Annotated in this window: 26 protein-coding genes; 10 read left to right on the top strand and 16 right to left on the bottom strand. The window is 61.6% G+C overall.

Going from position 1 to position 22,832, the window contains the following annotated elements:
* Window positions 1-24: 24 nt before the first annotated feature.
* From guaB to BLU37_RS12710, 3 genes are all read right to left on the bottom strand, one after another.
* A complete protein-coding gene (gene guaB, locus BLU37_RS12720) occupies window positions 25-1,494 on the bottom strand; it encodes an IMP dehydrogenase (RefSeq protein WP_090205333.1) in 1,470 nt (489 codons plus the stop codon).
* 82 nt (window positions 1,495-1,576) lie between these two features.
* Window positions 1,577-2,125 carry a sugar ABC transporter ATPase gene (locus BLU37_RS12715; RefSeq protein WP_090205331.1) on the bottom strand — a complete coding sequence of 183 codons (549 nt, stop codon included), beginning with the start codon at window positions 2,123-2,125 and terminating at the stop codon, window positions 1,577-1,579.
* 145 nt (window positions 2,126-2,270) lie between these two features.
* Window positions 2,271-3,038 carry a sulfite exporter TauE/SafE family protein gene (locus BLU37_RS12710; RefSeq protein WP_090205328.1) on the bottom strand — a complete coding sequence of 256 codons (768 nt, stop codon included), beginning with the start codon at window positions 3,036-3,038 and terminating at the stop codon, window positions 2,271-2,273.
* A gap of 101 nt (window positions 3,039-3,139) precedes the next feature.
* Between BLU37_RS12710 and BLU37_RS12705 the strand changes: the two genes are divergently transcribed.
* The 4 genes from BLU37_RS12705 to rlmF all read left to right on the top strand — a co-directional run bounded on the left by BLU37_RS12705 (window position 3,140) and on the right by rlmF (window position 7,425).
* On the top strand, window positions 3,140-4,036 hold the full coding sequence (locus tag BLU37_RS12705; protein WP_090205326.1) for a LysR family transcriptional regulator: 897 nt from the start codon (window positions 3,140-3,142) through the stop codon (window positions 4,034-4,036).
* A 71-nt stretch (window positions 4,037-4,107) separates the two neighbouring features.
* Window positions 4,108-5,487 carry an exodeoxyribonuclease VII large subunit gene (xseA, locus tag BLU37_RS12700; RefSeq protein WP_172833018.1) on the top strand — a complete coding sequence of 460 codons (1,380 nt, stop codon included), beginning with the start codon at window positions 4,108-4,110 and terminating at the stop codon, window positions 5,485-5,487.
* 18 nt (window positions 5,488-5,505) lie between these two features.
* Window positions 5,506-6,327 (top strand): peptidoglycan DD-metalloendopeptidase family protein, encoded by an 822-nt coding sequence (locus BLU37_RS12695; RefSeq protein ID WP_090205319.1) that lies wholly within the window; start codon window positions 5,506-5,508, stop codon window positions 6,325-6,327.
* A 57-nt stretch (window positions 6,328-6,384) separates the two neighbouring features.
* Window positions 6,385-7,425 (top strand): 23S rRNA (adenine(1618)-N(6))-methyltransferase RlmF, encoded by a 1,041-nt coding sequence (gene rlmF, locus BLU37_RS12690; protein ID WP_090205315.1) that lies wholly within the window; start codon window positions 6,385-6,387, stop codon window positions 7,423-7,425.
* A 97-nt stretch (window positions 7,426-7,522) separates the two neighbouring features.
* On the opposite strand, the gene BLU37_RS12685 is transcribed toward rlmF, so the two are convergent.
* Entirely contained in the window at window positions 7,523-7,804 is a 282-nt protein-coding gene (locus BLU37_RS12685; RefSeq protein WP_010445708.1) for an HU family DNA-binding protein, read from the bottom strand.
* A gap of 397 nt (window positions 7,805-8,201) precedes the next feature.
* On the opposite strand from BLU37_RS12685, the gene yejK reads away from it, so the two are divergent.
* Together yejK and BLU37_RS12675 are read left to right on the top strand one after the other, a co-directional pair.
* Window positions 8,202-9,209: a nucleoid-associated protein YejK gene (yejK, locus tag BLU37_RS12680; protein ID WP_010445709.1), complete on the top strand. Its 1,008-nt coding sequence runs from the start codon at window positions 8,202-8,204 to the stop codon at window positions 9,207-9,209.
* A 3-nt stretch (window positions 9,210-9,212) separates the two neighbouring features.
* Window positions 9,213-9,560, top strand: coding sequence for a glutaredoxin family protein (locus BLU37_RS12675; protein ID WP_010445710.1), 348 nt, complete (start codon window positions 9,213-9,215; stop codon window positions 9,558-9,560).
* Window positions 9,561-9,693: 133 nt separating this feature from the next.
* Here BLU37_RS12675 and BLU37_RS12670 read toward each other — a convergent pair whose 3' ends face one another.
* From BLU37_RS12670 to BLU37_RS12650, 5 genes are all read right to left on the bottom strand, one after another.
* Entirely contained in the window at window positions 9,694-10,629 is a 936-nt protein-coding gene (locus BLU37_RS12670) for a glutathione S-transferase family protein (RefSeq protein WP_019360166.1), read from the bottom strand.
* Between the two features lie 155 nt (window positions 10,630-10,784).
* Complete coding sequence (locus BLU37_RS12665; protein ID WP_090205313.1) at window positions 10,785-11,114, bottom strand: GIY-YIG nuclease family protein; 330 nt, start codon at window positions 11,112-11,114, stop codon at window positions 10,785-10,787.
* A gap of 46 nt (window positions 11,115-11,160) precedes the next feature.
* Window positions 11,161-11,631, bottom strand: a complete 471-nt coding sequence (locus BLU37_RS12660; protein WP_090205310.1) for a nuclear transport factor 2 family protein — start codon at window positions 11,629-11,631, stop codon at window positions 11,161-11,163.
* 102 nt (window positions 11,632-11,733) lie between these two features.
* Window positions 11,734-13,047, bottom strand: a complete 1,314-nt coding sequence (locus BLU37_RS12655; RefSeq protein WP_090205307.1) for a CynX/NimT family MFS transporter — start codon at window positions 13,045-13,047, stop codon at window positions 11,734-11,736.
* Window positions 13,037-13,696: a FadR/GntR family transcriptional regulator gene (locus tag BLU37_RS12650; protein WP_010444400.1), complete on the bottom strand. Its 660-nt coding sequence runs from the start codon at window positions 13,694-13,696 to the stop codon at window positions 13,037-13,039. Before BLU37_RS12650 ends, BLU37_RS12655 begins: the two co-directional genes overlap by 11 nt.
* A 166-nt stretch (window positions 13,697-13,862) precedes the next feature.
* Here BLU37_RS12650 and BLU37_RS12645 point away from each other — a divergent pair, with 166 nt between their 5' ends.
* Together BLU37_RS12645 and BLU37_RS12640 are read left to right on the top strand one after the other, a co-directional pair.
* Window positions 13,863-14,174, top strand: a complete 312-nt coding sequence (locus BLU37_RS12645; protein ID WP_090205304.1) for a type II toxin-antitoxin system MqsR family toxin — start codon at window positions 13,863-13,865, stop codon at window positions 14,172-14,174.
* Window positions 14,171-14,635, top strand: a complete 465-nt coding sequence (locus BLU37_RS12640) for a type II toxin-antitoxin system MqsA family antitoxin (protein ID WP_090205302.1) — start codon at window positions 14,171-14,173, stop codon at window positions 14,633-14,635. Before BLU37_RS12645 ends, BLU37_RS12640 begins: the two co-directional genes overlap by 4 nt.
* A gap of 53 nt (window positions 14,636-14,688) precedes the next feature.
* Here BLU37_RS12640 and BLU37_RS12635 read toward each other — a convergent pair whose 3' ends face one another.
* The 4 genes from BLU37_RS12635 to BLU37_RS12620 all read right to left on the bottom strand — a co-directional run bounded on the left by BLU37_RS12635 (window position 14,689) and on the right by BLU37_RS12620 (window position 18,849).
* Window positions 14,689-15,453, bottom strand: a complete 765-nt coding sequence (locus BLU37_RS12635) for an amino acid ABC transporter ATP-binding protein (protein ID WP_010444394.1) — start codon at window positions 15,451-15,453, stop codon at window positions 14,689-14,691.
* 10 nt (window positions 15,454-15,463) lie between these two features.
* The gene (locus BLU37_RS12630; protein ID WP_090205298.1) at window positions 15,464-16,558 is read right to left on the bottom strand and encodes an amino acid ABC transporter permease; all 1,095 of its coding nucleotides are present in this window, start codon (window positions 16,556-16,558) and stop codon (window positions 15,464-15,466) included.
* A gap of 10 nt (window positions 16,559-16,568) precedes the next feature.
* On the bottom strand, window positions 16,569-17,750 hold the full coding sequence (locus tag BLU37_RS12625; RefSeq protein ID WP_090205295.1) for an amino acid ABC transporter permease: 1,182 nt from the start codon (window positions 17,748-17,750) through the stop codon (window positions 16,569-16,571).
* A 67-nt stretch (window positions 17,751-17,817) separates the two neighbouring features.
* Window positions 17,818-18,849, bottom strand: coding sequence for an amino acid ABC transporter substrate-binding protein (locus BLU37_RS12620; RefSeq protein ID WP_090205293.1), 1,032 nt, complete (start codon window positions 18,847-18,849; stop codon window positions 17,818-17,820).
* 467 nt (window positions 18,850-19,316) lie between these two features.
* On the opposite strand from BLU37_RS12620, the gene BLU37_RS12615 reads away from it, so the two are divergent.
* Both BLU37_RS12615 and rhlB read left to right on the top strand, forming a co-directional pair.
* Window positions 19,317-19,973, top strand: a complete 657-nt coding sequence (locus tag BLU37_RS12615; protein ID WP_010444385.1) for an alpha/beta hydrolase — start codon at window positions 19,317-19,319, stop codon at window positions 19,971-19,973.
* Between the two features lie 81 nt (window positions 19,974-20,054).
* Entirely contained in the window at window positions 20,055-21,515 is a 1,461-nt protein-coding gene (rhlB, locus tag BLU37_RS12610) for an ATP-dependent RNA helicase RhlB (RefSeq protein WP_090205290.1), read from the top strand.
* Between the two features lie 145 nt (window positions 21,516-21,660).
* Here the strand turns inward: rhlB and moaE are convergent, their stop codons facing one another.
* Genes moaE through moaC form a run of 3 tightly spaced genes read right to left on the bottom strand, consistent with a single transcriptional unit; the run spans window position 21,661 to window position 22,827 of the window.
* Window positions 21,661-22,110, bottom strand: a complete 450-nt coding sequence (moaE, locus tag BLU37_RS12605) for a molybdopterin synthase catalytic subunit MoaE (protein ID WP_090205287.1) — start codon at window positions 22,108-22,110, stop codon at window positions 21,661-21,663.
* A gap of 1 nt (window position 22,111) precedes the next feature.
* The gene (locus tag BLU37_RS12600; RefSeq protein ID WP_090205284.1) at window positions 22,112-22,357 is read right to left on the bottom strand and encodes a MoaD/ThiS family protein; all 246 of its coding nucleotides are present in this window, start codon (window positions 22,355-22,357) and stop codon (window positions 22,112-22,114) included.
* The gene (moaC, locus tag BLU37_RS12595; protein ID WP_029530192.1) at window positions 22,354-22,827 is read right to left on the bottom strand and encodes a cyclic pyranopterin monophosphate synthase MoaC; all 474 of its coding nucleotides are present in this window, start codon (window positions 22,825-22,827) and stop codon (window positions 22,354-22,356) included. The genes BLU37_RS12600 and moaC overlap by 4 nt, the downstream gene beginning before the upstream one ends.
* Window positions 22,828-22,832: the final 5 nt, after the last annotated feature.

The raw sequence follows: 22,832 nt of genomic DNA, 5'->3' as shown, positions 1-22,832 counted from the left end.
ACCAGCGCCAGGAGGCGATCACTATCAACCTACGCGATAGTTTGGAGCTTCCTTGGTGATCTGCACGTCGTGAACGTGAGATTCGGCCATGCCGGCACCGGTGATACGCACGAACTCAGGCTTGGTGCGCATTTCTTCGATGTTGGCACTGCCGGTGTACCCCATCGAGGAACGCAGGCCGCCCATCAGTTGGTGAACGATGGCGGTCAGGCTGCCCTTGTACGGTACGCGACCTTCGATGCCTTCCGGTACCAGCTTCTCGGCACCTGCGGAGGAGTCCTGGAAGTAGCGGTCGGAGGAACCCTGGGACTGCGCCATCGCACCCAGCGAGCCCATACCGCGGTAGGCCTTGTAGGAACGGCCCTGGAACAGTTCGACTTCGCCCGGCGCTTCTTCGGTACCGGCGAACATCGAGCCCATCATCACGCAGGAGGCACCGGCCACGATGGCCTTGGACAGGTCACCGGAGAAACGGATGCCGCCGTCGGCGATCAACGGTACGCCAGTGCCTTCAAGGGCGGCGGCGACGTTGGCGATGGCGCTGATCTGCGGCACACCGACACCGGCAACGATACGGGTGGTGCAGATGGAGCCAGGGCCGATACCGACCTTGACTGCATCCGCGCCCGCTTCAGCCAAAGCCTTGGCCGCAGCGCCGGTGGCGATGTTGCCGCCGATCACCTGCACTTGCGGGAAGGTTTCCTTGACCCAGCGTACACGGTCGATCACACCCTTGGAGTGACCGTGGGCGGTGTCGACCACCACGACGTCGACGCCGGCATTGACCAGCGCAGTGACGCGATCGCCAGTGTCCTTACCCGTGCCGACCGCGGCACCGACGCGCAGACGACCCTGGTCGTCCTTGCTGGCCAGCGGGTAGGCCCTGGATTTTTCGATGTCCTTGACGGTCATCATGCCCTTGAGGGCGAACTTGTCGTCGACGATCAGGACTTTTTCCAGGCGGAACTTGTGCAGCAGCGCGCGGACTTCGTGCTTGTCGGCGCCTTCGCGAACGGTGACCAGACGCTCTTTGGGGGTCATCACTTCGCGGACCGGGACATCCAGGCGGGTTTCGAAACGCACGTCACGGGAGGTGACGATGCCCACCAGGTCGCCATCGTGCAGCACCGGTACACCGGAGATGTTGTGCATACGGGTCAGTTCGAGCAGGTCACGAACCGAGGCGTCGGCCTCGATGGTGATCGGGTCCTTGACCACACCGGCTTCGAACTTCTTGACCTTGCGCACTTCGGCAGCCTGCTGCTCGATGGTCATGTTCTTGTGGATGATGCCGATCCCACCTTCCTGCGCCATGGCAATCGCCAGACGGGCTTCGGTGACGGTATCCATGGCAGCGGAAACCAGCGGAATATTCAGCTCGATGCCACGGGTAAGACGGGTTTTGAGACTGACTTCGTTGGGCAGTACCTCGGAATAACCGGGCACAAGGAGAATGTCGTCGAAAGTCAGGGCTTCTTGGCTGATACGCAGCATCGCGGGGGCTCCCGGGCGGGAAAATGGAAGCGCGCCATTATACTGATACAAGGCCTGCGGCTCAATGTAAACCTTGGCCTATTTACAGCTCGACCTGAACCCAGGCGACGGGCTGATCCAGCCAATCGGCAAATTCGTCGAGAAACTCCTGCCTGAAGCCGGCTTCGAGCCAGTTATTGAAGATAAAACCGAGGTTGGAAAACGCGCAGGACTGAAGGAACAGGAAACCGTTGATGTCATCCTCATGCCCGCACAATGGGCAGATGAAATTCTCGGTGCGCCCCGGCATCCAGTCTTCCAGGCTGTCGAACAGCGCCTCGCCGACTTCCCGGCGGCATTCGGCGCAACCGGCTTCCTCGACAAAGCCCTTGGACGGGGTGTAGATGCAGCGCTTGGTGACGATCTCCAGGCCGTTGATCGGCTCGCCGAACGGCAGCGCTTCCGGCCGCAGAACCACATTCGCCGCCCCCGGAGCGATGGCATGGGCCATGCGGTTGCCGGTGCGACCGCAGGTGCTCAGTTGCTCCTCGACGATGTTCTTGCGCACCAGCCAGCGCAGGATCGCCCGGGCACGGGGTTCATGGACCGGCAGGGTGGAGATTTTCGGGACGATGATGCTTTGGGTGTTCATGCTTCGGGACTTCATGGCTACGGACTGGAACGCCGAGAGAGCACAGCGCTGTGCTGAAAAGCTTCGCGGGCAAGCCCGCGCCCCACAGGATCGCGAAGCTTTTTCGGCAATCCGGCGCAGCAGCTTAATCCCCTGCTCCATCAGGTCAAGTGCTGAAGTACCGGCTGATCAGGGCAATCCCGCTGGCCAGCACCAACCAGGTCACCAGGCGCACGAAGGCTTCACGGGACAATCTCGCCGTCAGCCGACGACCGATCCACAGCCCCAACGCCATCGCTGGCAGCAGGCACAGCGCCAACAGTAATAAGGGTAGCTCCGCGTAGACCCCGGCGATGACGAACAGCGACAGCCGTACCACCGTGCTGCAACTGATCAGCGCACTTTGCGTGGCTCGGGCCGCGTCCTTGGGCAACCGGCTGTTGAGGTAGATCGCATAGAGAAAGCCGCCACTGCCGAACAGCGCCCCGAACAGCCCGCCCACCGTGCCCATGGGCACCGCCCAACCGGCCTTCAACTGCGCCGGCCGAACCCTGATCAGCAGGCTATAGAGGGCATAGGCGCTGATGAACAGGCCCATCAGCAATAGCAGGATGTCGGATTTGAGATTGAGCAGGAACACTACGCCCAGCGTACAGCCCACCGCCATGCAGGGCAGCAGCCGCAGCAGTTCCGCGCGGGCGACATCCCTGCGCGACGGCAACAGGTTGCCGAAGGCCGCGACAAAATCCAGCAGCACCAGCAACGGCACGATCTTCGACAGCGGCATGAACAGGATCAGGATCGGCCCGGCCACCAGCGCCGTGCCGAAACCGGCCACGCCAAAGACGATATAGGCCAGGGCCACACCCAGCTCCACCACCAGCCAGTCGGAGGCACTGAACGGCCACTGGTTCAACAACGCGACAAGACTCATGACACACGACTTCCACAATGGGTTCGCTTGACTTTAGCCACTGGCGAGCCTTGCGACTAATATGTTCAAAGCCCGTCACTCATCTCGAAAAGGCATGACTTGTGATTTCCACCCGCCAGTTGCGTTATTTCGTCGAAATCGCCGACGCCGGCAGTTTCAGTGCCGCCGCCGAGCGCCTGTTCATCGCCCAGTCGGCCTTGAGCCGGCAGATAAAGGAACTGGAACGTCACCTGCAGACACCGCTGTTCGAACGCACGGCGCGCCAGCCAAGGCTGACCGCCGCCGGAGAGGCCTTTTATCCACGGGCGAGGAACCTGCTGAACGAGCTGAACAAGGCCAGCGAACTGGCGACCCGGGTCGGCCATGGCCAATCGGGCACATTGCGCCTGAGCCACTCCAGCACCGTGCCGATGAGCGGGAGGCTGTTGCGGGCGATCGCTCACTATCTGGAGCAGACGCCGGGGGCGTCGATGGACATCGCCAAGTTGTCCTCGGAGGCCCAGCTTGAGGAACTGGCCGAGGGCCGGCTGGATGTGGGCCTGTTGCGCCTGCCGGTGCTGCGCCAGCGCGAGGGCGTGCAGATCCTGCCGTTGTTCAGCGAGCGCCTGCTGCTCGCCGTACCACCGAACCATGCCCTGGCAGGGTCGACCGAAGGCGTCGACCTGGCGCGACTCAAGGACGAAGCCTTCATCTCGATTCCCCACCCACAACGGGGCGGCTTGAGCTATCTCTCGGCCGAACTGTGCATGCGCCAGGGTTTCTTTCCAAAGGCGGCGCGGGTGGTGTCACGCAAGACTACCCAGTTGCAGTTGATCCAGGCCGGATTCGGTATCGCCCTCTTACCCGAGTCGATGCGGGACATCGCCCCGAGCAACCTCCACTTCCTGCCGCTCAAGGACCCGGACTGCCACAGCACCCTGGCCCTGGCCTGCCGCCAGGAGCCGACACCGTTGGTGGCACAGTTCGTCGAGCGTTTTCAGGAGTACCTGCAAATCTGATCCGCCAGGCGCTGGCGATATCCCACCATAGACATGGTGGTCGGCAACCAAATGCCTTTATCATGCCCACCATGATCAAAGACCCCTTTTCACGCCTGGGCCTCGACCGCGAGGTTCTTACTGTCAGCCAGCTCAACGGCCGCGCGCGGGTGTTGCTGGAGGACGTGTTCAGCAATATCTGGGTCGAAGGCGAAATCTCCAACCTCGCCCGCCCGGCCTCCGGCCATGTCTATTTCACCCTCAAGGACAGCGGCGCCCAGGTTCGCTGCGCGCTGTTCAGGCAGAACGCCGCCCGCATACGCCAGGCCTTGAAGGATGGCCTGGCGGTCAAGGTGCGCGGCAAGGTCTCGCTGTTCGAAGGCCGTGGCGACTACCAACTGATTCTCGACACGGTCGAACCGGCCGGCGATGGCGCCCTGCGCCTGGCCTTCGAGGCGCTGAAGGAAAAGCTCGGCGCCGAAGGCCTGTTCAGCGCCGAACGCAAGGTGCCGTTGCCGGCGCATCCGCAACGGATCGGTATCGTCAGTTCGCCGACCGGGGCGGTGATCCGCGACATCATCAGCGTGTTCCGTCGGCGCTCTCCGCAGGTCGAACTGACCCTGATTCCCACGGCGGTCCAGGGCCGCGATGCCACCGCGCAGATCGTCCGCGCGCTGAAGATCGCCGATGCCAAGGGTTTCGACGCCCTGATCCTGGCCCGCGGCGGCGGCTCGCTGGAAGACCTCTGGTGCTTCAACGAAGAAGCGGTCGCCCGCGCCGTGGATGCCTGCGTGACGCCGATTGTCAGCGCCATCGGCCATGAAACCGATGTATCCATCAGCGATTTCGTCGCCGATGTCCGCGCGCCAACGCCTTCGGCCGCCGCCGAACTGCTGGCCCCCGACTCCAGCGACCTGCAACGCCGAGTCGAAAGCCTGCAGCGCCGCCTGCTGATGCGCATGCGTGACCGGCTGGCGCGCGAGCGCCTGCGCCTGGATGGCCTGGCCCGACGCCTGCGCCATCCCGGAGAACGCCTGCGCCAACAAGCGCAGCGCCTGGATGACCTGGATATGCGCATGCGCCGGGCCTTCGAGCGCCAACTCGATAACCGTCGACAAAAACTCCTGCGCCTGGAAACCCGCCTCTCGGGCCAACACCCGGGCCGCCAACTGGCCCTGTTGCGCCAGCGCCTGGACAGCCTCGCCGAGCGCCTGCCCCGGGCGATGCGCGAAGGCCTGAAGGCCCGCCGCCTGCAACTGCAAAGCCAGATGCAGACACTGCACGTGGTCAGCCCACTGGCAACCCTCGGCCGTGGCTACAGCATCCTGCTGGACGAACGCGGCCAGGCGATTCGCAACGCCGAACAGACGCGCCCCGGCCAACGACTGAAAGCGAAACTGGCCGAGGGCGAGTTGCAGGTGCGCGTCGAGGACAATCACCTGACGCCCGTGACCCTCTCGCTACTGGACTGACTTGCAAAGGATTTGACCATGCCACGTTTTCTTGCTGCCCTGCTGCTTCTGGGCCTGGCCTGTCACGCCCACGCCGACAGCTACATCACCCGGCTGCTGAACAAACCGGTGCCCGGCGGCGTCGCCGTGGTTGACCTCGGTACGGCAGCCCAGGCGCCCAAGGCCAGTTATCAGGGTAACCCGGTGCTGGTGGTCAGGGAGCAGAACAACTGGCTGGCGATCGTCGGCATCCCTCTGAGCGTGAAACCCGGCAGCCAGCAGATCAGTTCGGGCAATCGCAGCCTGAGCTTCAGTGTCGGCACCAAGAAGTACCCGGAGCAGCACATCACGCTGAAGAACACCCGCCAGGTCAATCCCAACCCGGCCGATCTCAAGCGCATTGATGAAGAATTGGCGCTGCAACTGCGCGCCTATCGCAGCTTCAGCCCCGGTACACCGAGCAACCTGCTACTGGACAAGCCGGTGAACGGGCCGCTGTCGAGCCGCTTCGGCGTGCGCCGGTTCTTCAATGGCGAGGAGCGCAACCCGCATGCCGGGCTGGACTTCGCGGTGCCGGCCGGCACGCCGATCAAGACACCGGCTGCCGGCAAGGTGATCCTCACCGGCAATTACTTCTTCAACGGCAACACCGTATTCGTCGATCACGGTCAGGGCTTCATCAGCATGTTCTGCCATATGTCGAAGATCGATGTGCAGGTCGGCCAGAGCCTGGCCCGCGGTGCCGTGGTCGGCAAGGTCGGCTCCACCGGCCGCGCCACCGGGCCCCACATGCACTGGAATATCAGCCTGAACGATGCGCGGGTCGACCCGGCGATCTTCATCGGCGCGTTCCAGCCCTGAGCAGGCGAATGTGGGACAATGCCGGTCAATTGAGCCTTACCTGAATCGACCCTACCCATGAACGCCCCCAGCAAACCCATACCTGCGCGTAAAAAACCCGCCAAAGCCGCCCCGGCCAAGGCGGCAGCGCCGCGCGAAAAAGCCGCCCTGCATCCCCGCAACCGCCATCAGGGACGTTACGACTTCCCACAACTGATCAAGGGCTGCCCGGAACTCGGCCAGTTCGTGATCATCAATCCCTACGGCAAGGAAAGCATCGACTTTGCCGACCCGGCGGCCGTACGCGTATTCAACCGGGCGCTGCTCAAGGCGTTCTACGGCATTGCCCACTGGGACATCCCGGCGGATTTCCTCTGCCCGCCAGTGCCGGGCCGGGCCGACTACGTGCATTTTCTCGCCGACCTGCTGGCAAACCACAATGACGGCGTGATTCCTCGCGGCGCCGCCGTGCGGGTGCTGGATATTGGCGTCGGCGCCAACTGCATCTATCCGCTGATTGGCCATGGCGACTATCGCTGGCAGTTCCTCGGCTCCGACATCAACCCGACGGCGCTGGCCGCCGCCAAGGCGATCGTCCAGTCCAACGGTTTGAACAAGGTCATCAGCCTGCGCCAACAGGACAATCCGAAACATATTCTCGCCGGCCTGCTGGAAAGCACCGAGCGCTTCGATCTGACGATGTGCAATCCGCCATTCCACGCCTCTCTCGACGAAGCCCAGAGCGGCAGTCGCCGCAAATGGCGCGCCTTGGGCAAGGCCGATCCCAAGCGCAAACTGCCGGTGCTGAACTTTGGCGGGCAGGCTGCGGAGTTGTGGTGTGAAGGCGGCGAAGCACGATTCGTGACGCAGTTGATCAACGAAAGCCCGTCCTTGGCGAATCAGGTCTTGTGGTTCAGCACGCTGGTATCGAAGGCGTCCAACCTGCCAGCCATCGAGGCGGCGCTGAAAAAGGCCGGTGTCCTGGAAAGCCGGGTCGTGGAGATGTCCCAGGGCCAGAAGCAGAGCCGCTTCGTCGCCTGGACCTTCCAGGACAAGGCCCGGCAACAGGCCTGGCGCCAGGAGCGCTGGGCACGCTCCCACGACTCAAGCCAGGGATAAATCGAACAACGTTCGCCTGGCGATCGCCAGATGACGACATTTCGCAGGCGAAAAAAAACCGTGCCCGGATCGCTCCGCAGCACGGTTTCACTGCATCTTACTTGTTGACAGCGTCGGTCAGAGCCTTGGCTACAACCAGCTTGATCACTTTCTTGGCAGCGATTTCGATGGCAGCGCCAGTCGATGGGTTACGGCCAGTACGGGCAGGACGCTCGGTCACTTTCAGTTTGCCAACGCCTGGCAGAGTGATTTCGCCGCCATTTTCCAGCTGATCAGCAACGATGTCGGTCAGTTGCTCGAGAACCTTGCGCACTTCAGTCTTCTGCAGAGCGGTAGCTTCGGCGATATCGGCGATCAGTTGGTCTTTAGTAATAGCCATTGAGATGTTCCTTCCCTATCAAATTCATTTGGATTGCAGAGTGCAGTGCCAGACGTCGGGTCAAGCCTCATGGACCTGACACCCCGCTGATAAACCACGACGGATCGCGGATGTAGATAGCAAAAATGGGGTTTGGTTCGACCTGGCACCTGCTGAAAACACGCTTTGCGCGGTTACCTTGCGCAAGACGGGGCAAAGCTAGCACAGAGACGGGGAAATATCCGCTTCCCCCTAGCCATTTGGTCAGCTTTTGCGCTCGTTTTCGAAAAAAAACTGCCAGAAACCGCTGATTGGTCGAGTTTGACCCGGCAAACGCGGATTCAGCGCCGCTGTACGGTACACTGGCAATTTTTCCGGGGAGTCACGCCGCTCCCCCTGACAATCAGCCGAGAAGCCCATGCCGATCCGTCATTGTATCGTCCACCTGATCGACAAGAAACCCGATGGCACGCCCGCCGTGCTCCACGCCCGCGACTCGGAACTGAGCGAGTCCCAGGCCATCGAGCACCTGCTGGCCGACCTCAATGAAAGCTACAACGCCAAGCAAGGCAAGGCCTGGGGACTTTTCCACAGCGAATCGGGCGCCTACCCGTTCAGCGGCTGGCTGAAGGAATACCTGGACGGCGGCAAGGACTTCACCGCGTTCAGCCGGGTAGCGGTCGAACACCTGCAGAAGCTGATGGAGGAATCCAACCTCTCCACCGGCGGCCATGTACTGTTCGCCCACTACCAGCAAGGCATGACCGACTACCTGGCCATCGCCCTGCTGCACCACAGCGAAGGCGTGGCGGTGAACGCCGAACTGGACGTCACCCCGTCCCGTCACCTGGATCTGGCGCAACTGCACCTGGCCGCACGGATCAACATTTCCGAGTGGCAGAACAACAAGCAATCCAAGCAGTACATCTCCTTCATCAAGGGCAAGAACGGCAAGAAGGTTTCAGAATACTTCCGCGACTTCATTGGCTGCCAGGAAGGCGTCGACGGCCCGGGCGAGACCCGCACCCTGCTCAAGGCCTTCAGCGACTTCGTCGAAAGCGAGGACCTGCCCGAAGACGATGCCCGCGAGAAAACCAAGACCCTGGTCGACTACGCCAGCAGCCAGGCGAAACTGGGCGAGCCGGTGGCCCTCGAAGAACTCTCGGGACTGATCGACGAAGACCGCCCACGGGCGTTCTACGAACATATCCGCAACAAGGACTATGGCCTGTCTCCGGAGATCCCGGCGGACAAGCGCACCCTGAACCAGTTCCGCCGCTTCACCGGCCGTGCCGAAGGCCTGTCCATCAGCTTTGAGGCGCACCTGCTGGGCTCGAAGATCGAGTATGACGAGGAAGCCGGCACCCTGATCATCAAGGGTTTGCCGACCCAGCTCACCGACCAGCTCAAGCGCCGCAAGGACTGATCGATGCTCGGTGGCGTGCTGAAGAAGTTCCTGCTGATCCTGCTGGTGGTCGTGGCTTACCAGAACTGGGGCAAGATCGAACGGGTGTTCCACCCGGACTCGGTGGTGTCCGAGCAGACCCGAAGCCAGGCCCGGGTCGTACTCTATGCCACCGACTGGTGTGGCTACTGCAAGGCGACCCGGCGCTTTCTCGACCAGAAAGGCATTCCATTCAAGGAATTCGATATCGAAAAGGACGCCGACGCGCGCAAAGCCTATCAGGCGCTGGGCGGCGGCGGGATCCCGATACTCGACGTCAACGGCACGCTGATTCGCGGTTACCAGCCGGACGAGATCCTCAAGGCTCTGTAAGAGCAGGCGGTGCGGCGTCCGACTTGCCCACGAATAGGCCCGTGCAGCCGCTAAAAGCTTCGCGGGCAAGCCCTGCTTCTACAAGATTGCCGTGTGCACGCGATAGACTTGGCTCATTATCCGCAGGGCCCCTTCAGGACGCCTCGATGCGGAAGCCAAGACGCGGGAAGTGCACATGCACCACGCCCACGCGCTCATCTTCACGTCGCAGGATCAGTTCCTCGCTACCGACAAATACCAACTCGCCGGCTACCGGGTCTACCCCATAGTCGGTCGCCGCAATCACTACCTGTTGACCCACCGTGAAACCGTTCGGGTCGACGAAGCGCTCCTCGGGCAGCGCTGCCGGCACCGTATCCCGAGCCACCTGCACCGCCTCTTCGGACGTCATGTCCTTCGACGCACCGTGTCCAAATCCCAAAACCCGGCCCAGCCAGGCCGAAACCGCAGGGTAGTCGTCGACCAACGGCGAGGTCACCGGCGTGGCCTTGAGGAACCAGAGGATATGCGCCATCGAGAAGTCGGCGATGGAGGGCTCGCCGAACAGGAAATCGCCTTCCTCGCGCTGCAGTTGCTGCTCCAGCCGGGCCATGAGGGTCGGCCAGGAATGCCTGGCTTCTTCCAGGGGAACACGGGTGGCCGAACCACCGCTGAATAACCCGGCCCGATCGGCCATGAACGCCTTGGCCTGCTCCGGGGAAAACCGGGCGAAACGCACCGCAGCCGATTCCGGCTGGAACACCAGGGCGACCGCGAGCCTGAACACCACCGAATCGGCCCAGGCGGCGAAGGTTGCCGCGACCATCTCGCGACCTTCGGGGAACAGCGTCGGCGACACCTTTTCCTGCTCCAGGCGACGGGCAATCAGCGCCGTGTCGCAATAGATATCCGCCCCCACCTGCAACACCGGCGTCTTGCGATAGCCGCCGGTCAGCGCCGTGAGGTCAGGTTTGGGCATCATCGGCGGGATAGTCACGGAGCGCCAGGACAGCCCCTTGAACCCCAGAAGCAACCGGGCCTTTTCGGCAAAAGGAGAAGTGGGGTAGTGGTGAAGAATCAGCTCAGACATGCTGGAGTCCGCCGTACGGATGGGAGTCCGCAGCTTAGCCTGCAAATCGACAGCAGCCTACCCGGGTAGGCTGATACCCGCTTATCAGGGTCGTTGATGGGCGAATGCGAGAGCGGTTTTCGAGACATGACGCTGGCGCCGAAAGGCACGGCCGTTCATGTTCGTGCGGCCGAAAACGCCTCCAGGCAGAAGCTCGCCGCCAACGCTTCCTTGGCGCTCTTGCGCAACTTCTTGATCAGCCGCTCCTGGCGCAAGGCTTCGCCCTTATCGCCACAGGCCTCGACATACACCAGTGCCACCGCCGGGCTCGAGTGAAAGAAGCGCGCGCCCTTACCACTCTGGTGCGAGGCGAAACGCCGTTGCGGATCATCGCTGATACCGCAATACAACGAGCCATTGGCCGCCCGAACCAGGTAGACGTACCAGGATTTGGCCGTCGGAAGCCTGTTATCGGTGGTGGCAACGGGCGCTTGAGGGGTGTTCACGTGGCGAGTGGCTTGGTCAGAAACGGGAACACCAGTTTAACAGACCTCAGCGGCCCGCCTGGAACGCCTTGAAGCCCTTGAGCGCCTGGGCCCGTACGGCGTTCTTCACCAGCGGCGTCCAACCCAGCAGCAGGCCCTTGGTCCCCAGTGCCTGACGCGCCCAGCGCCACAGGTCGAAGTGATCGTGGTGCTCGCAGATCTTGCCATCGCGAAATACGAAGCGGGCCTGGATATCGTTGACCACGATATTGCCGGTCTGGCTGAACAGGTAAGTCGCGACCCAATGCGCCCCGCCGCTACGCTCGTCGGCGCGGATGTTGTCGAACGTCAGGCTGAAGTCCTTCGCACGAGTGGTCAGCATCCGCCACATGTCGCCAGCATCGCGACCGCGCAATTCACCGAAAGCCGGATCGCTGAAGACCACATCCTCGGTATAGCAGGCGCTCATCGCCTCGGCATCCAGCCGCTGGAAGGCCTTGTAGAACTCGGTAATCAACGCGCTGTGGACATCACTCATGAACGGGCTCCGTGCAGGTAAAAGAATTGCCTGCACGATAGTCCGCAAATGCGCCGCTGACTATCGTCATTCGCCATTCGAATAGGAGAAGTACGCAACACTTCAGCGTTTTTCGCTGCTGACCTGTACATAGAGCGCTCGCCCTGCCCCCAACCCGGCGATGATCGCGCCCAGGCCGATCACTGCGAAAATCCAGCCCAAGGCCTGCCATCCGCCGGTAAGATCATGGACCAACCCGACCGCGAACGGGCCCATCGACGCCAGGGTGTAGCCGATGCCCTGGGCCATACTCGACAGGTTGGCCGCCACATGGGCATCGCGCGAACGCAACACGATCAGCGTCAACGCCAGGCTGAACGTGCCGCCCTGCCCCAACCCCAGCAGGATCGCCCAGCCCCACAGGCCCTCGATAGGTGCGTACAGGCAACCGAACAGACCGCCCAGGGTCAGCAGCATGACCACCAGGATCGCCAACCGCTGATCCTTGCCCCGGGTCGCCAGCCAGGGCGCCGCCAGTGAGCTGGCCAACTGGACCAGGATCGAACCGGAGAGCACGATCCCCGCCTGGGTCGGTGTCAGGCCACGGCCGATCAATACCGAAGGCAGCCAGCCGAACACGATATAGGCCAGCGACGATTGCAGGCCCATGTACAGGGTCACCTGCCAGGCCAGGGGATCACGCAATAGACCACGCACGCGATAGGCCGCCTGGTGTGCGCCCTGCCTGCTGCCTACCTGCGGCAACCACACCAAGGCCGCGACCAACGCCGGAACCACCCAGAATCCCAGTCCCATCGCCCAGCTGTTACCGAAGTGCTGGCTGAGCGGCACCGTCGAGCCTGCCGCCATGGCCGCCCCCATGCACAGGGCCATGGTGTAGACCCCGGTCATGGCTCCGGCGTGTTTGGCAAAGTCGCGTTTGACGATGCCCGGCAACAACACGCCGATCACGCCAATGCTCGCGCCGGCCAGGATGCTGCCGGCAAACAGTCCGAACTCGCCGAGGGAACTGCGCAGGATCATGCCGCCTGCCAGGGTCAGGAGAATCCCCAGCACCACCCGCTCACTGCCAAAACGCCGGGCCAGCAGCGGCGCCAGCGGAGCGAACAACCCCAGGCAAAGCACCGGCAAGGTCGTCAGCAGACCGGCCTTGGCCGCCGACAGGCCCAGGCTGCGGGATACCTCGCTGAGCATCGGAGCCATGCTCGACAGCGCCGGGCGCAGGTTCAGCGCCACCAGCACCAGCCCCAGCAGCAATAGCCAGGGACGATGCAGCACCGGCTGGGCCTGCTGGACAATGGCATCGTCGGCCTCGGCATCAATCAGCAACGGCTCGAGGTCGTTTGGCCGGGTTGGGGTCGAGGCGCTAGCCTCGGAAGTGGAACGGGGCATGGTGGTCTCGGATTCAAGGTTCATTGATCAGGGTCCGGCACAGGGCCTTGGCGCGCTCCGGGTCACGTTGCTCGACCGCATCGAGCAAGGCCACGTGCAGATCGAACACCGACTGGCGACGAGGCGTGATGTCGAGAGTCTGGCGCAGAGCGGCGGCGATCATGCTGGAAAAGTAACGATACAGCTCACTGAGCATCGGGTTGTGCGCGGCGTCGATCAGGCGCTGGTGAAACACCAGGTCGCAGGAGATGAAACAGTCGAGATCACCGTGATAGTGATTGCTGCTGGCTTCCAGGGCTTCGCGCAAACCCTTGAGGTCCTCGTCGGTGCGGCGCAGCGCCGCCAGGCCAATCGCCTCGACTTCAAAGCTGTGCCGCGTCTCGCGCGCCTGATCCAGAGAACAGCGCGACAATGCCTGCATGGTCGCCAGCGGATCGGTGGTGGCTCGCAGATAACTGCCGTCGCCCTGGCGAATCTCGATCAATCCGGAAAACGCCAGCACGCGCATCGCCTCGCGCATGGTATTGCGGCTGATCCCCAACTCGGCCGCCAGCTCAGGCTCGGTCGGCAGGCGCTCACCCACCGCCCAGGTGCCATGGGTAATGCGTTCGCGTAGCTGCTCCAGAGCCTGGTCGACCAGGGAGCGCTTGATCAGGGGAATACTGGGTGACATGGCTTCGCCTTAACATCCAATCATAGGATGAATTTTCAGTAGCCTATCCCAGAGGTCAGCAAAAGCTCAAGAAACAAAAACTCCCACAGGCTCAAGAGACGCAGCCGCCTATCCAGAAAAACCCCTTAAAGGGTAATTTTCAGGCTTACTATGGCAAGGGTGTCTTATGGAAAAGAAAACACCTCACTACGATCTGTCGGTCATCAAGGCCGATGTGATCAGGCTTGGCGCTGCTGCGTTCACCCTCAGTGCCAGGGATGGCGCCAGAGGGATGGGACTGACCCTCATGGAGATGCTGCGGATCATCAGATCACTGGAAAGGAGGATGCTTTATAAATCGATGACAACCGATGCCAATCACCGTATCTGGCAAGACGTTTATCACTATCCGTATGCAGACGGGTGGATCTACATAAAGGTGAGTTACCGCCCGGCTGGTGGGCCACCTGTCATCTCCTTCAAGGAGAAAGAATCATGAGACGACAAGACTGCGTCAGTTGCGGCGCAAGCAATAGCATGCAGCACTTTGAGAAACGGGATGTCGAGGTCGACTTCAAGGCGCTGAAACAAACCGTGTCCGGGCTTTGCGGTTGGGAATGCACAGAGTGCGGGGAAATCGAACTGGCCCCTGAAAGTGCCCAGCGGTACTCGGATGCGAGCGATCAACTGATCCTTGAACACAGGCATCAGGTAGCAACCGAGATGCGGCGCATCCGGCGCAAGCTGCATTTCACCCAACGCACGGCAGTAGAGCTGCTTTCGGGCGGCGGGCACAACGCGTTCTCCCGTTATGAAAGAGCGGAAGTCGAGCCGCCAAAACCGCTGCTCGTATTGATGCATCTACTGGACCGATATCCCGAACTGATCGAGGACATCAAGGCCATCAACGCAGACAACAGCCCTGCGCAGCGAACGCCAGGCGCAAGAGCGTCGATCTGATCCCCATAAAAAAACCCGGACCAGGTCCGGGTTTTTCATTCAACGCCTGTCGATCAATGCAGGATCTGGCTCAAGAACAACTTGGTCCGCTCGTTCTGCGGATTGTCGAAGAAGTCGTTCGGCGCAGCCTGCTCGACGATCTCGCCCTTGTCCATGAAGATCACACGGTTCGCCACGGTGCGGGCAAAGCCCATTTCGTGGGTGACGCAGAGCATGGTCATGCCGTCTTCGGCCAGGCCGATCATGGTGTCCAATACCTCTTTCACCATTTCCGGGTCGAGTGCCGAAGTCGGCTCGTCGAACAGCATGATTTTCGGTTTCATGCACAGGGCACGGGCAATCGCCACGCGCTGCTGCTGACCACCGGACAGTTGCCCAGGGAACTTGTGGGCCTGCTCCGGAATACGCACGCGCTCCAGATAGTGCATGGCGATTTCTTCCGCCTTGCGCTTGGGCATCTTGCGCACCCACATCGGGGCCAACGTGCAGTTCTGCAGGATGGTCAGGTGCGGGAACAGGTTGAAATGCTGGAACACCATGCCGACTTCACGGCGGATCGCCTCGATCTGCTTGAGGTCGTTGGTCAGCTCCACGCCATCGACCACGATGCGGCCCTGCTGGTGCTCTTCCAGACGGTTGAGGCAGCGGATGGTGGTGGACTTGCCCGAACCCGACGGACCGCACAGGACGATACGCTCACCCTGCTTGACGTTCAGATTGATGTCTTTGAGTACGTGGAACTGCCCGTACCACTTGTTCACGCCCTGCATCTGAATAATGCCTTCAGGACTCACAGGCTGTTTGATCGCTTCGCTCATCACCTAACTCCTAACGCTTGTGGCCTGTGTCCAGCTTGCGCTCCAGATGCATGGAGTAGCGGGACATACCAAAACAGAAAATCCAGAACACCAGGGCGGCGAATACATAGCCCTCGGTAGCCATGCCCAACCATTTCGGGTCGGCGGCAGCCTGCTTGACGCTGTTGAGCAGGTCGAACAGGCCGATGATGATCACCAGGCTCGTATCCTTGAACAGTGCGATCAGCGTGTTGACGATACCGGGAATCACCAGCTTCAGGGCTTGCGGCAGAATCACCAGGCCCATGCTGCGCCAGTAGCCCAGGCCCATCGCGGCCGCAGCTTCGTACTGACCTTTTGGAATCGCCTGCAGGCCACCGCGGACCACTTCGGCGACATAGGCCGACTGGAACAGGATCACCCCGATCAAGGCTCGCAGCAGCTTGTCGAAGTTCATGCCCTCAGGCAGGAACAACGGCAGCATCACCGAAGACATGAACAGCACGGTGATCAACGGCACGCCGCGCCAGAACTCGATGAAGGTCACGCAGACCACCCGGATCGCCGGCAGGTTCGAACGACGCCCCAGCGCCAGCAGGATCCCCAGCGGCAAGGCGCCGGCGATACCGACGGTGGCGATCACCAGGGTCAGCATCAGGCCGCCCCATTGGCTGGTCGCCACGCTTTCCAGGCCGAAACCGCCGTGCAACAGGACGTAGGCGACGATCGGGAACACCACCAGGAAGCTCAGGCCGTAGATCGCCTTGCGCGGGAAGCGCGGGATGAACAACGGCGCGGCACCGATGATCGCCAGCCACACGGTGGAGTCCACACGCCAGCGCAGTGCCTGCGGGTAGTAGCCGTACATGAACTGACCGAAACGCTGCTGAATGAACACCCAGCAGGCGCCTTCCTTGGTGCAGTCGGCACGCGTGGTGCCGACCCAGTTGGCGTCGAGGATCGCCCAATGCAGGATCGGCGGCACGATCAGGTAGATCAGGTAGAAAGCGAACAGGGTCAGCAGCGTGTTGATCCAGCTGGAGAACATGTTGGCCCGTATCCATGCCATCGGGCCGAAGACCTTGGCCGGCGGTGGCATATCGGGTTTGAAAGTATGGGAACTCATGGGCGTTTCCTCACCGCTCGATCAGCGCAATGCGCTTGTTGTACCAGTTCATCAGCAGGGAAATGCTGATACTGATCGCCAGGTACACGCTCATGGTGATGGCAATGACTTCGATGGCCTGCCCGGTCTGGTTGAGCACCGTACCGGCAAACAGCGAGACCATTTCCGGGTAACCGATACCGGCCGCCAGGGACGAGTTTTTCGCCAGGTTCAGGTATTGGCTGGTCAGCGGTGGAATGATCACACGCAGGGCCTGCGGGATGATCACCTTGCGCAGGGTCGGACCGTTGCGCAGACCCAGGGAGCGCGCCGCTTCAGTCTGACCATGGCTGACCGACTTGATCCCGGAGCGCACGATCTCGGCGATGAACGCCGCGGTGTACACCGTCAGGGCCAGGGTCAACGCCAGCAGTTCAGGAATCAGTACCCAGCCGCCAACGAAGTTGAAGCCTTGCAGCTTGGGCATTTCCCAATGCACCGGAGCACCGAAAACCAGTGCGCAGAGCAGCGGGATGACGATGAACAGCCCAAGGCCGGCCCAGAACTTGTGGAACGGCACACCGGTTTCTTCGAAGCGGCGGTTCGCCCAGCGGCACATCAGGAAGATCGCGACGATGGCCAGCACCACGCTGATCACGAACGGCCAGAAACCCGGTGCAGCAATGGCTGCCGGCATGTTCAGGCCACGGCTGCTGACGAAGAAGGTGTCGCCGAAGTTATGGCTGTTGCGCGGCCCCGGCATGGTCAGGAACACCGCGAAATACCAGAACAGAATCTGCAGCAATGGCGGGATGTTACGGAACACCTCGACATAGATCGTCGCCAGCTTGTTGATGATCCAGTTCGACGACAGACGCGCAACGCCGATGACGAAACCCAGCAAGGTCGCCAGGATCACGCCGATGAAGGTCACCAGCAGGGTGTTGAGCAGGCCGATGACGAAGACACGCGCGTAGCTGTCCGATTCGGTGTAGTCGATCAGGTGCTGAGCGATACCGAAACCGGCACTGCGTTCGAGAAAACTGAAGCCCGAGGTAATGCCCCGGTGCTGCAGGTTGGTCTGGGTATTGTGAAACAGATACCAGCCCAAGGTGATCACCGCGACAACCGTGATGACCTGAAATAACCACGCACGCACTCGCGGATCGCTGAGGCTGAGCCTCTGCTTTGGTGCGCCGACTTGATTTTGCATGAAGTGCCCCAGAAAAAACGGAACAGGGAAGATCGCCCGGCAGTTGGCCCGCCGGGCGACAGGTCAATCAGCGCACAGGAGGTGCGTATTGAATACCGCCGTTGTTCCATAGGGCGTTCAGGCCACGGTCGATTTCCAGAGGAGTACCCTTGCCGAGGTTCTTCTCGAAGATTTCGCCGTAGTTACCGACTTGCTTGACAATCTGCACAACCCAATCCTTGCGCAGTTTGAGGTCCTTGCCGTATTCACCGTCGCCACCCAACAGACGGGCAACGTCAGGGTTCTTGGTCGACTTGGCTTCGGCCTCGACGTTTTTCGAGGTGACGCCAGCTTCCTCGGCGTTGAGCATCGCGTAGCCTACCCAACGCACGATGGCCAACCACTCGTCGTCGCCGTTACGCACGACCGGGCCCAGAGGCTCCTTGGAAATGGTTTCCGGCAGTACCACGTAGTCCTTCGGTGCAGCCAGCTTGCTGCGCTGGGCGAACAGCTGGGACTTGTCCGAGGTCAGCACGTCGCAACGACCGGATTCCAGCGACTTGGCGCTTTCATCGGAGGTGTCGAAGGTGATCGGGGTGTACTTCAGGCCATTGGCGCGGAAGTAGTCGGAAACGTTCAGCTCGGTGGTGGTACCGGCCTGGATACAGATGGTCGCGCCGTCCAGTTCCTTGGCACTTTTCACGCCCAGCTTGTTGTTGGCCAGGAAGCCCACGCCGTCGTAATAGGTGATGAAGCCAGGGAATTTCAGACCCATGCCCGCATCGCGGGAGCTGGTCATGGTGGTGTTACGCGAGAGGATGTCGATTTCGCCGGACTGCAGAGCGGTGAAACGCTCCTTGGCGTTCAACTGGCTGAACTTGACCTTGGTCGCATCGCCGAACACAGCAGCAGCAACGGCACGGCAGACGTCGGCATCGATACCGATGATCTTGCCGCTGGCGTCAGGCACCGAGAAGCCTGGCAGACCGTCACTCACGCCGCACTGTATGAAACCCTTCTTCTGTACCGCATCAAGGGTTGCACCGGCTTGGGCGAAACCACTTACACCCAGAATGGCGGCGGCAGTCACGACTGCCAGGGTGGACTTCAACATCTTCATTCAAACCTCCAGTTGCTCTTGTTGTGTCGGAGCTAGAGTCCCGCCGCACCCTTATGAGGCACTTCTGACCCGGGTTGGCTTATTTTTGGGTCAGCGGCAAAGACTTTGAGCCATGAGTCTAGTGAGGGAAATCCCTCGGGGGGCACTCATTGCTCACCAATCGGCCAAACGGCTTACGCTTTATTGTTCGCGAAGCCTTCCCGGCCGCTGGCGAACATCAATCTGAATCCGTTAACCGGATTCGTGCTATCCCACTACCGACGCTAGCCTGATAGTGTTACCGACAGAGGGGAAAGCACACACTCAAGTCTCCCATAGCAAAGCCCGTACCACAGTGAGGGCTAAAGCGGTTCAGCGATAGGTCAACCGGAAAACGTTCAAAGTTGCGACATCTTGTTAACAGATAAACCACCTGCGCACTGCAATAACGCACTCAATCGGAGCGCGCGCACATTAATGGAGCAGATATGACCACCCCCCTGATCATTCACCCCGCCAAGACCGCCGATGCCTGTGTTATCTGGCTTCACGGCCTCGGTGCCGACCGCTACGACTTCCTGTCCGTGGCCGAGACCCTGCAGGAACGCCTGCCCAGCACGCGGTTCGTGCTGCCCCAGGCTCCGACCCGCGCCGTGACGATCAACGGCGGCTATGCCATGCCCAGTTGGTACGACATCCTGGCGATGAGCCCGGCGCGCTCCATCAGCCACGAAGAACTCGAAGCCTCCGCGGCGACCGTCATCGAACTGATCGAAGCCCAGCGGGCCGAGGGGATCGACCCTTCACGGATCTTCCTGGCCGGCTTCTCGCAAGGTGGCGCGGTGGTCCTGCACACCGCCTTCCTGAGGTGGCAGGGCGCACTGGGCGGCGTGCTGGCCCTGTCGACCTACGCCCCGACCTTCAGTGACGAACTGCAACTTTCGGCCAGCCAGCAGCGAATTCCGGCCTACTGCCTGCATGGTCACTACGATGAAGTGGTACAGAACGCCATGGGGCGCACGGCCTACGAACACCTGAAGCGCCGTGATGTCACCGTGACATGGCAGGAATACCCAATGGGCCACGAAGTGTTACCGGAGGAAATCCACGACATCGGCACCTGGCTGGCCGAACGTTTGCGCTGATCTCCGTAACACACTACGCCGCGCCCGATTCTTGCATTACACTGGCCGGCGTACATTCCTTAACCAATTGATGAGACGACCGTGCTCAAAGCACTCAAAAAAATATTCGGTAAAGGCGAGGCTGAGCAGCTCGCATCAGGCTCTGGCACTCCGACCCCCAACCCGGAAAGCCGCCTGACCGGCCAGTCGTCGGAACACGCCGAGCCCGCGACAAAACCGAAAAGCCAACCGGCAGCCGCACAAGATCTATCCAGCCAAACCCGCGTCGAGCCGCCCAAAACCACGCCAGCACGCCGCGAACGGGCACCGAAGCCAAAACCGCTGCCGTGGAAACTCGAGGACTTCGTCGTCGAGCCCCAGGAGGGCAAGACCCGTTTCCACGACTTCAAGTTGTCGCCGGAACTGATGCATGCCATTCAGGATCTCGGCTTCCCCTACTGCACGCCGATCCAGGCGCAGGTATTGGGTTACACCCTGGCCGGCAAGGATGCGATCGGTCGCGCCCAGACCGGCACCGGCAAGACCGCCGCCTTCCTGATCTCGACCATTACCCAACTGCTGCAGACGCCACCGCCGGCCGAGCGTTACATGGGCGAACCACGGGCACTGATCATCGCGCCAACCCGCGAACTGGTGGTACAGATCGCCAAGGACGCCGCCGACCTCACCAAATACACCGGCCTCAACGTCATGCAGTTCGTCGGCGGCATGGACTTCGACAAGCAGCTCAAGCAACTTGAAGCCCGCCATTGCGACATTCTCGTCGCGACGCCAGGCCGCCTGCTGGACTTCAACCAGCGTGGCGAAGTGCACCTGGACATGGTCGAGGTGATGGTGCTGGACGAAGCCGACCGCATGCTCGATATGGGCTTCATCCCACAAGTACGCCAGATCATTCGCCAGACCCCGCCGAAAAGCGAGCGCCAGACCCTGCTGTTCTCGGCAACCTTCACCGAGGATGTGATGAACCTTGCCCGGCAATGGACCACCGACCCTGCGATCGTCGAGATCGAAGCGCAGAACGTCGCCAACCAGAACGTCGAGCAGCACATCTACGCCGTGGCCTCGGCCGACAAGTACAAGCTGCTGTACAACTTGGTCAACGACAACGGCTGGGAGCGGGTGATGGTCTTCGCCAACCGCAAGGACGAAGTACGGCGCATCGAGGAACGACTGGTACGTGATGGCGTGAATGCCGCGCAACTGTCCGGCGACGTGCCGCAGCACAAGCGCATCAAGACCCTGGAAGGTTTCCGCGAAGGCAAGATCCGCGTACTGGTGGCCACCGATGTCGCCGGTCGCGGGATTCATATCGACGGTATCAGCCACGTGATCAACTTCACCCTGCCGGAAGTGCCGGATGACTATGTACACCGCATCGGGCGTACCGGTCGTGCCGGGGCCGATGGGGTGTCCATCAGTTTCGCCGGTGAGGATGACTCCTACCAGTTGCCGTCGATCGAGGAACTGCTGGGGCGCAAGATCAGTTGCGAGATGCCCCCCACGGAATTGCTGCGACCGGTAGTCCGTCAGCGCCCCTGATGCGGACGGCCCCGACTACGCGGGGCCCTGTTCGCGGATGAAGCGGGGCGCCGGCCCCAGAGTGGGAACGATCAATTCGCGTTCGCCACGGCCCCTGTAGGAGCAGGACTTGCCCGCGAATGGGCCCGCAAGGTCACCTGAACCCTCACTCCCAGCGCTCGACCGCGGCCTGGTCGCTGGCCCGCCCTTCGACCCAGCGCGGGCCTTCGTCGGTGTGTTCCTTCTTCCAGAACGGCGCCCGGGTCTTGAGATAGTCCATGACGAAGTTGCAGGCGTCGAACGCCGCCTGACGATGGGCACTGGCCACCCCGACGAATACGATCGGCTCCCCCGGTTCCAGCGCACCAACCCGGTGCAGCACCTCCAGCCGCAGCAGCGGCCAGCGTTGATCGGCCTGCGCGACGATCTTGCCCAGCGCCTTCTCGGTCATGCCAGGGTAATGTTCAAGAAACATCCCGGCCACATCACGCCCGTCATTGAAGTCGCGCACATAACCGACAAAGCTGACCACCGCGCCAATCCCGAGATTGGCCGCATGCAACGCATTGACCTCGGCCCCCGGATCGAAAGCCCCGGCCTGGATACGAACCGCCATCTCAACCCCCGGTCACGGTAGGGAAAAACGCCACTTCATCGCCATCGACCAGCGCGTCATCAAGGCCGCACAACTCCTGGTTGCGTGCGCACATCAGGCTCTGTTCAGCCAACACCTGCCAAGCCTCGCCACGTTGCAGCAAGTGCTGGCGCAACTGTTCGATATCGGCAAAATCGCCCTCGATCTGCTCGGCATCCACCCCCAGCACTTCGCGGTAGCGGGCAAAAAACTGCACATCGAGTTTCATGAGGCATCCGCCTGGTAGTGACCACTCTTGCCGCCGAGCTTCTCCAGCAGCCGCACATTCTCGATGATCATGCCGCGATCCACCGCCTTGCACATGTCATAGATCGTCAACGCCGCGACACTGGCCGCCGTCAGTGCTTCCATTTCCACTCCGGTCTGCCCGGAGAGCTTGCAGCGCGCCACGATACGCACCGCATCCTCTCCCTCGGCGCTCAGCTCGACCTTGACGCTGGTCAACATCAGCGGGTGGCAGAGCGGGATCAGATCGGACGTCTTTTTCGCCGCCTGGATGCCAGCGATCCGCGCCACGGCGAACACATCCCCCTTCGGGTGGCCCCCGCTGACGATCATGTGCAGGGTTTGCGGCAGCATGCGCACCCGCGCTTCGGCCACCGCTTCGCGAAAGGTCACGGCCTTGTCGGTAACGTCGACCATATTGGCGCGACCTTGGGAATCGAGATGAGTCAGCACAGCGA

It is taken from the genome of Pseudomonas asplenii (assembly GCF_900105475.1).
In the GTDB taxonomy this organism is placed as follows: Bacteria; Pseudomonadota; Gammaproteobacteria; order Pseudomonadales; family Pseudomonadaceae; genus Aquipseudomonas; species Aquipseudomonas asplenii.
Note: the sequence above shows the minus strand (reverse complement) of the source record. Positions and strands in the feature narration are given on the sequence as shown.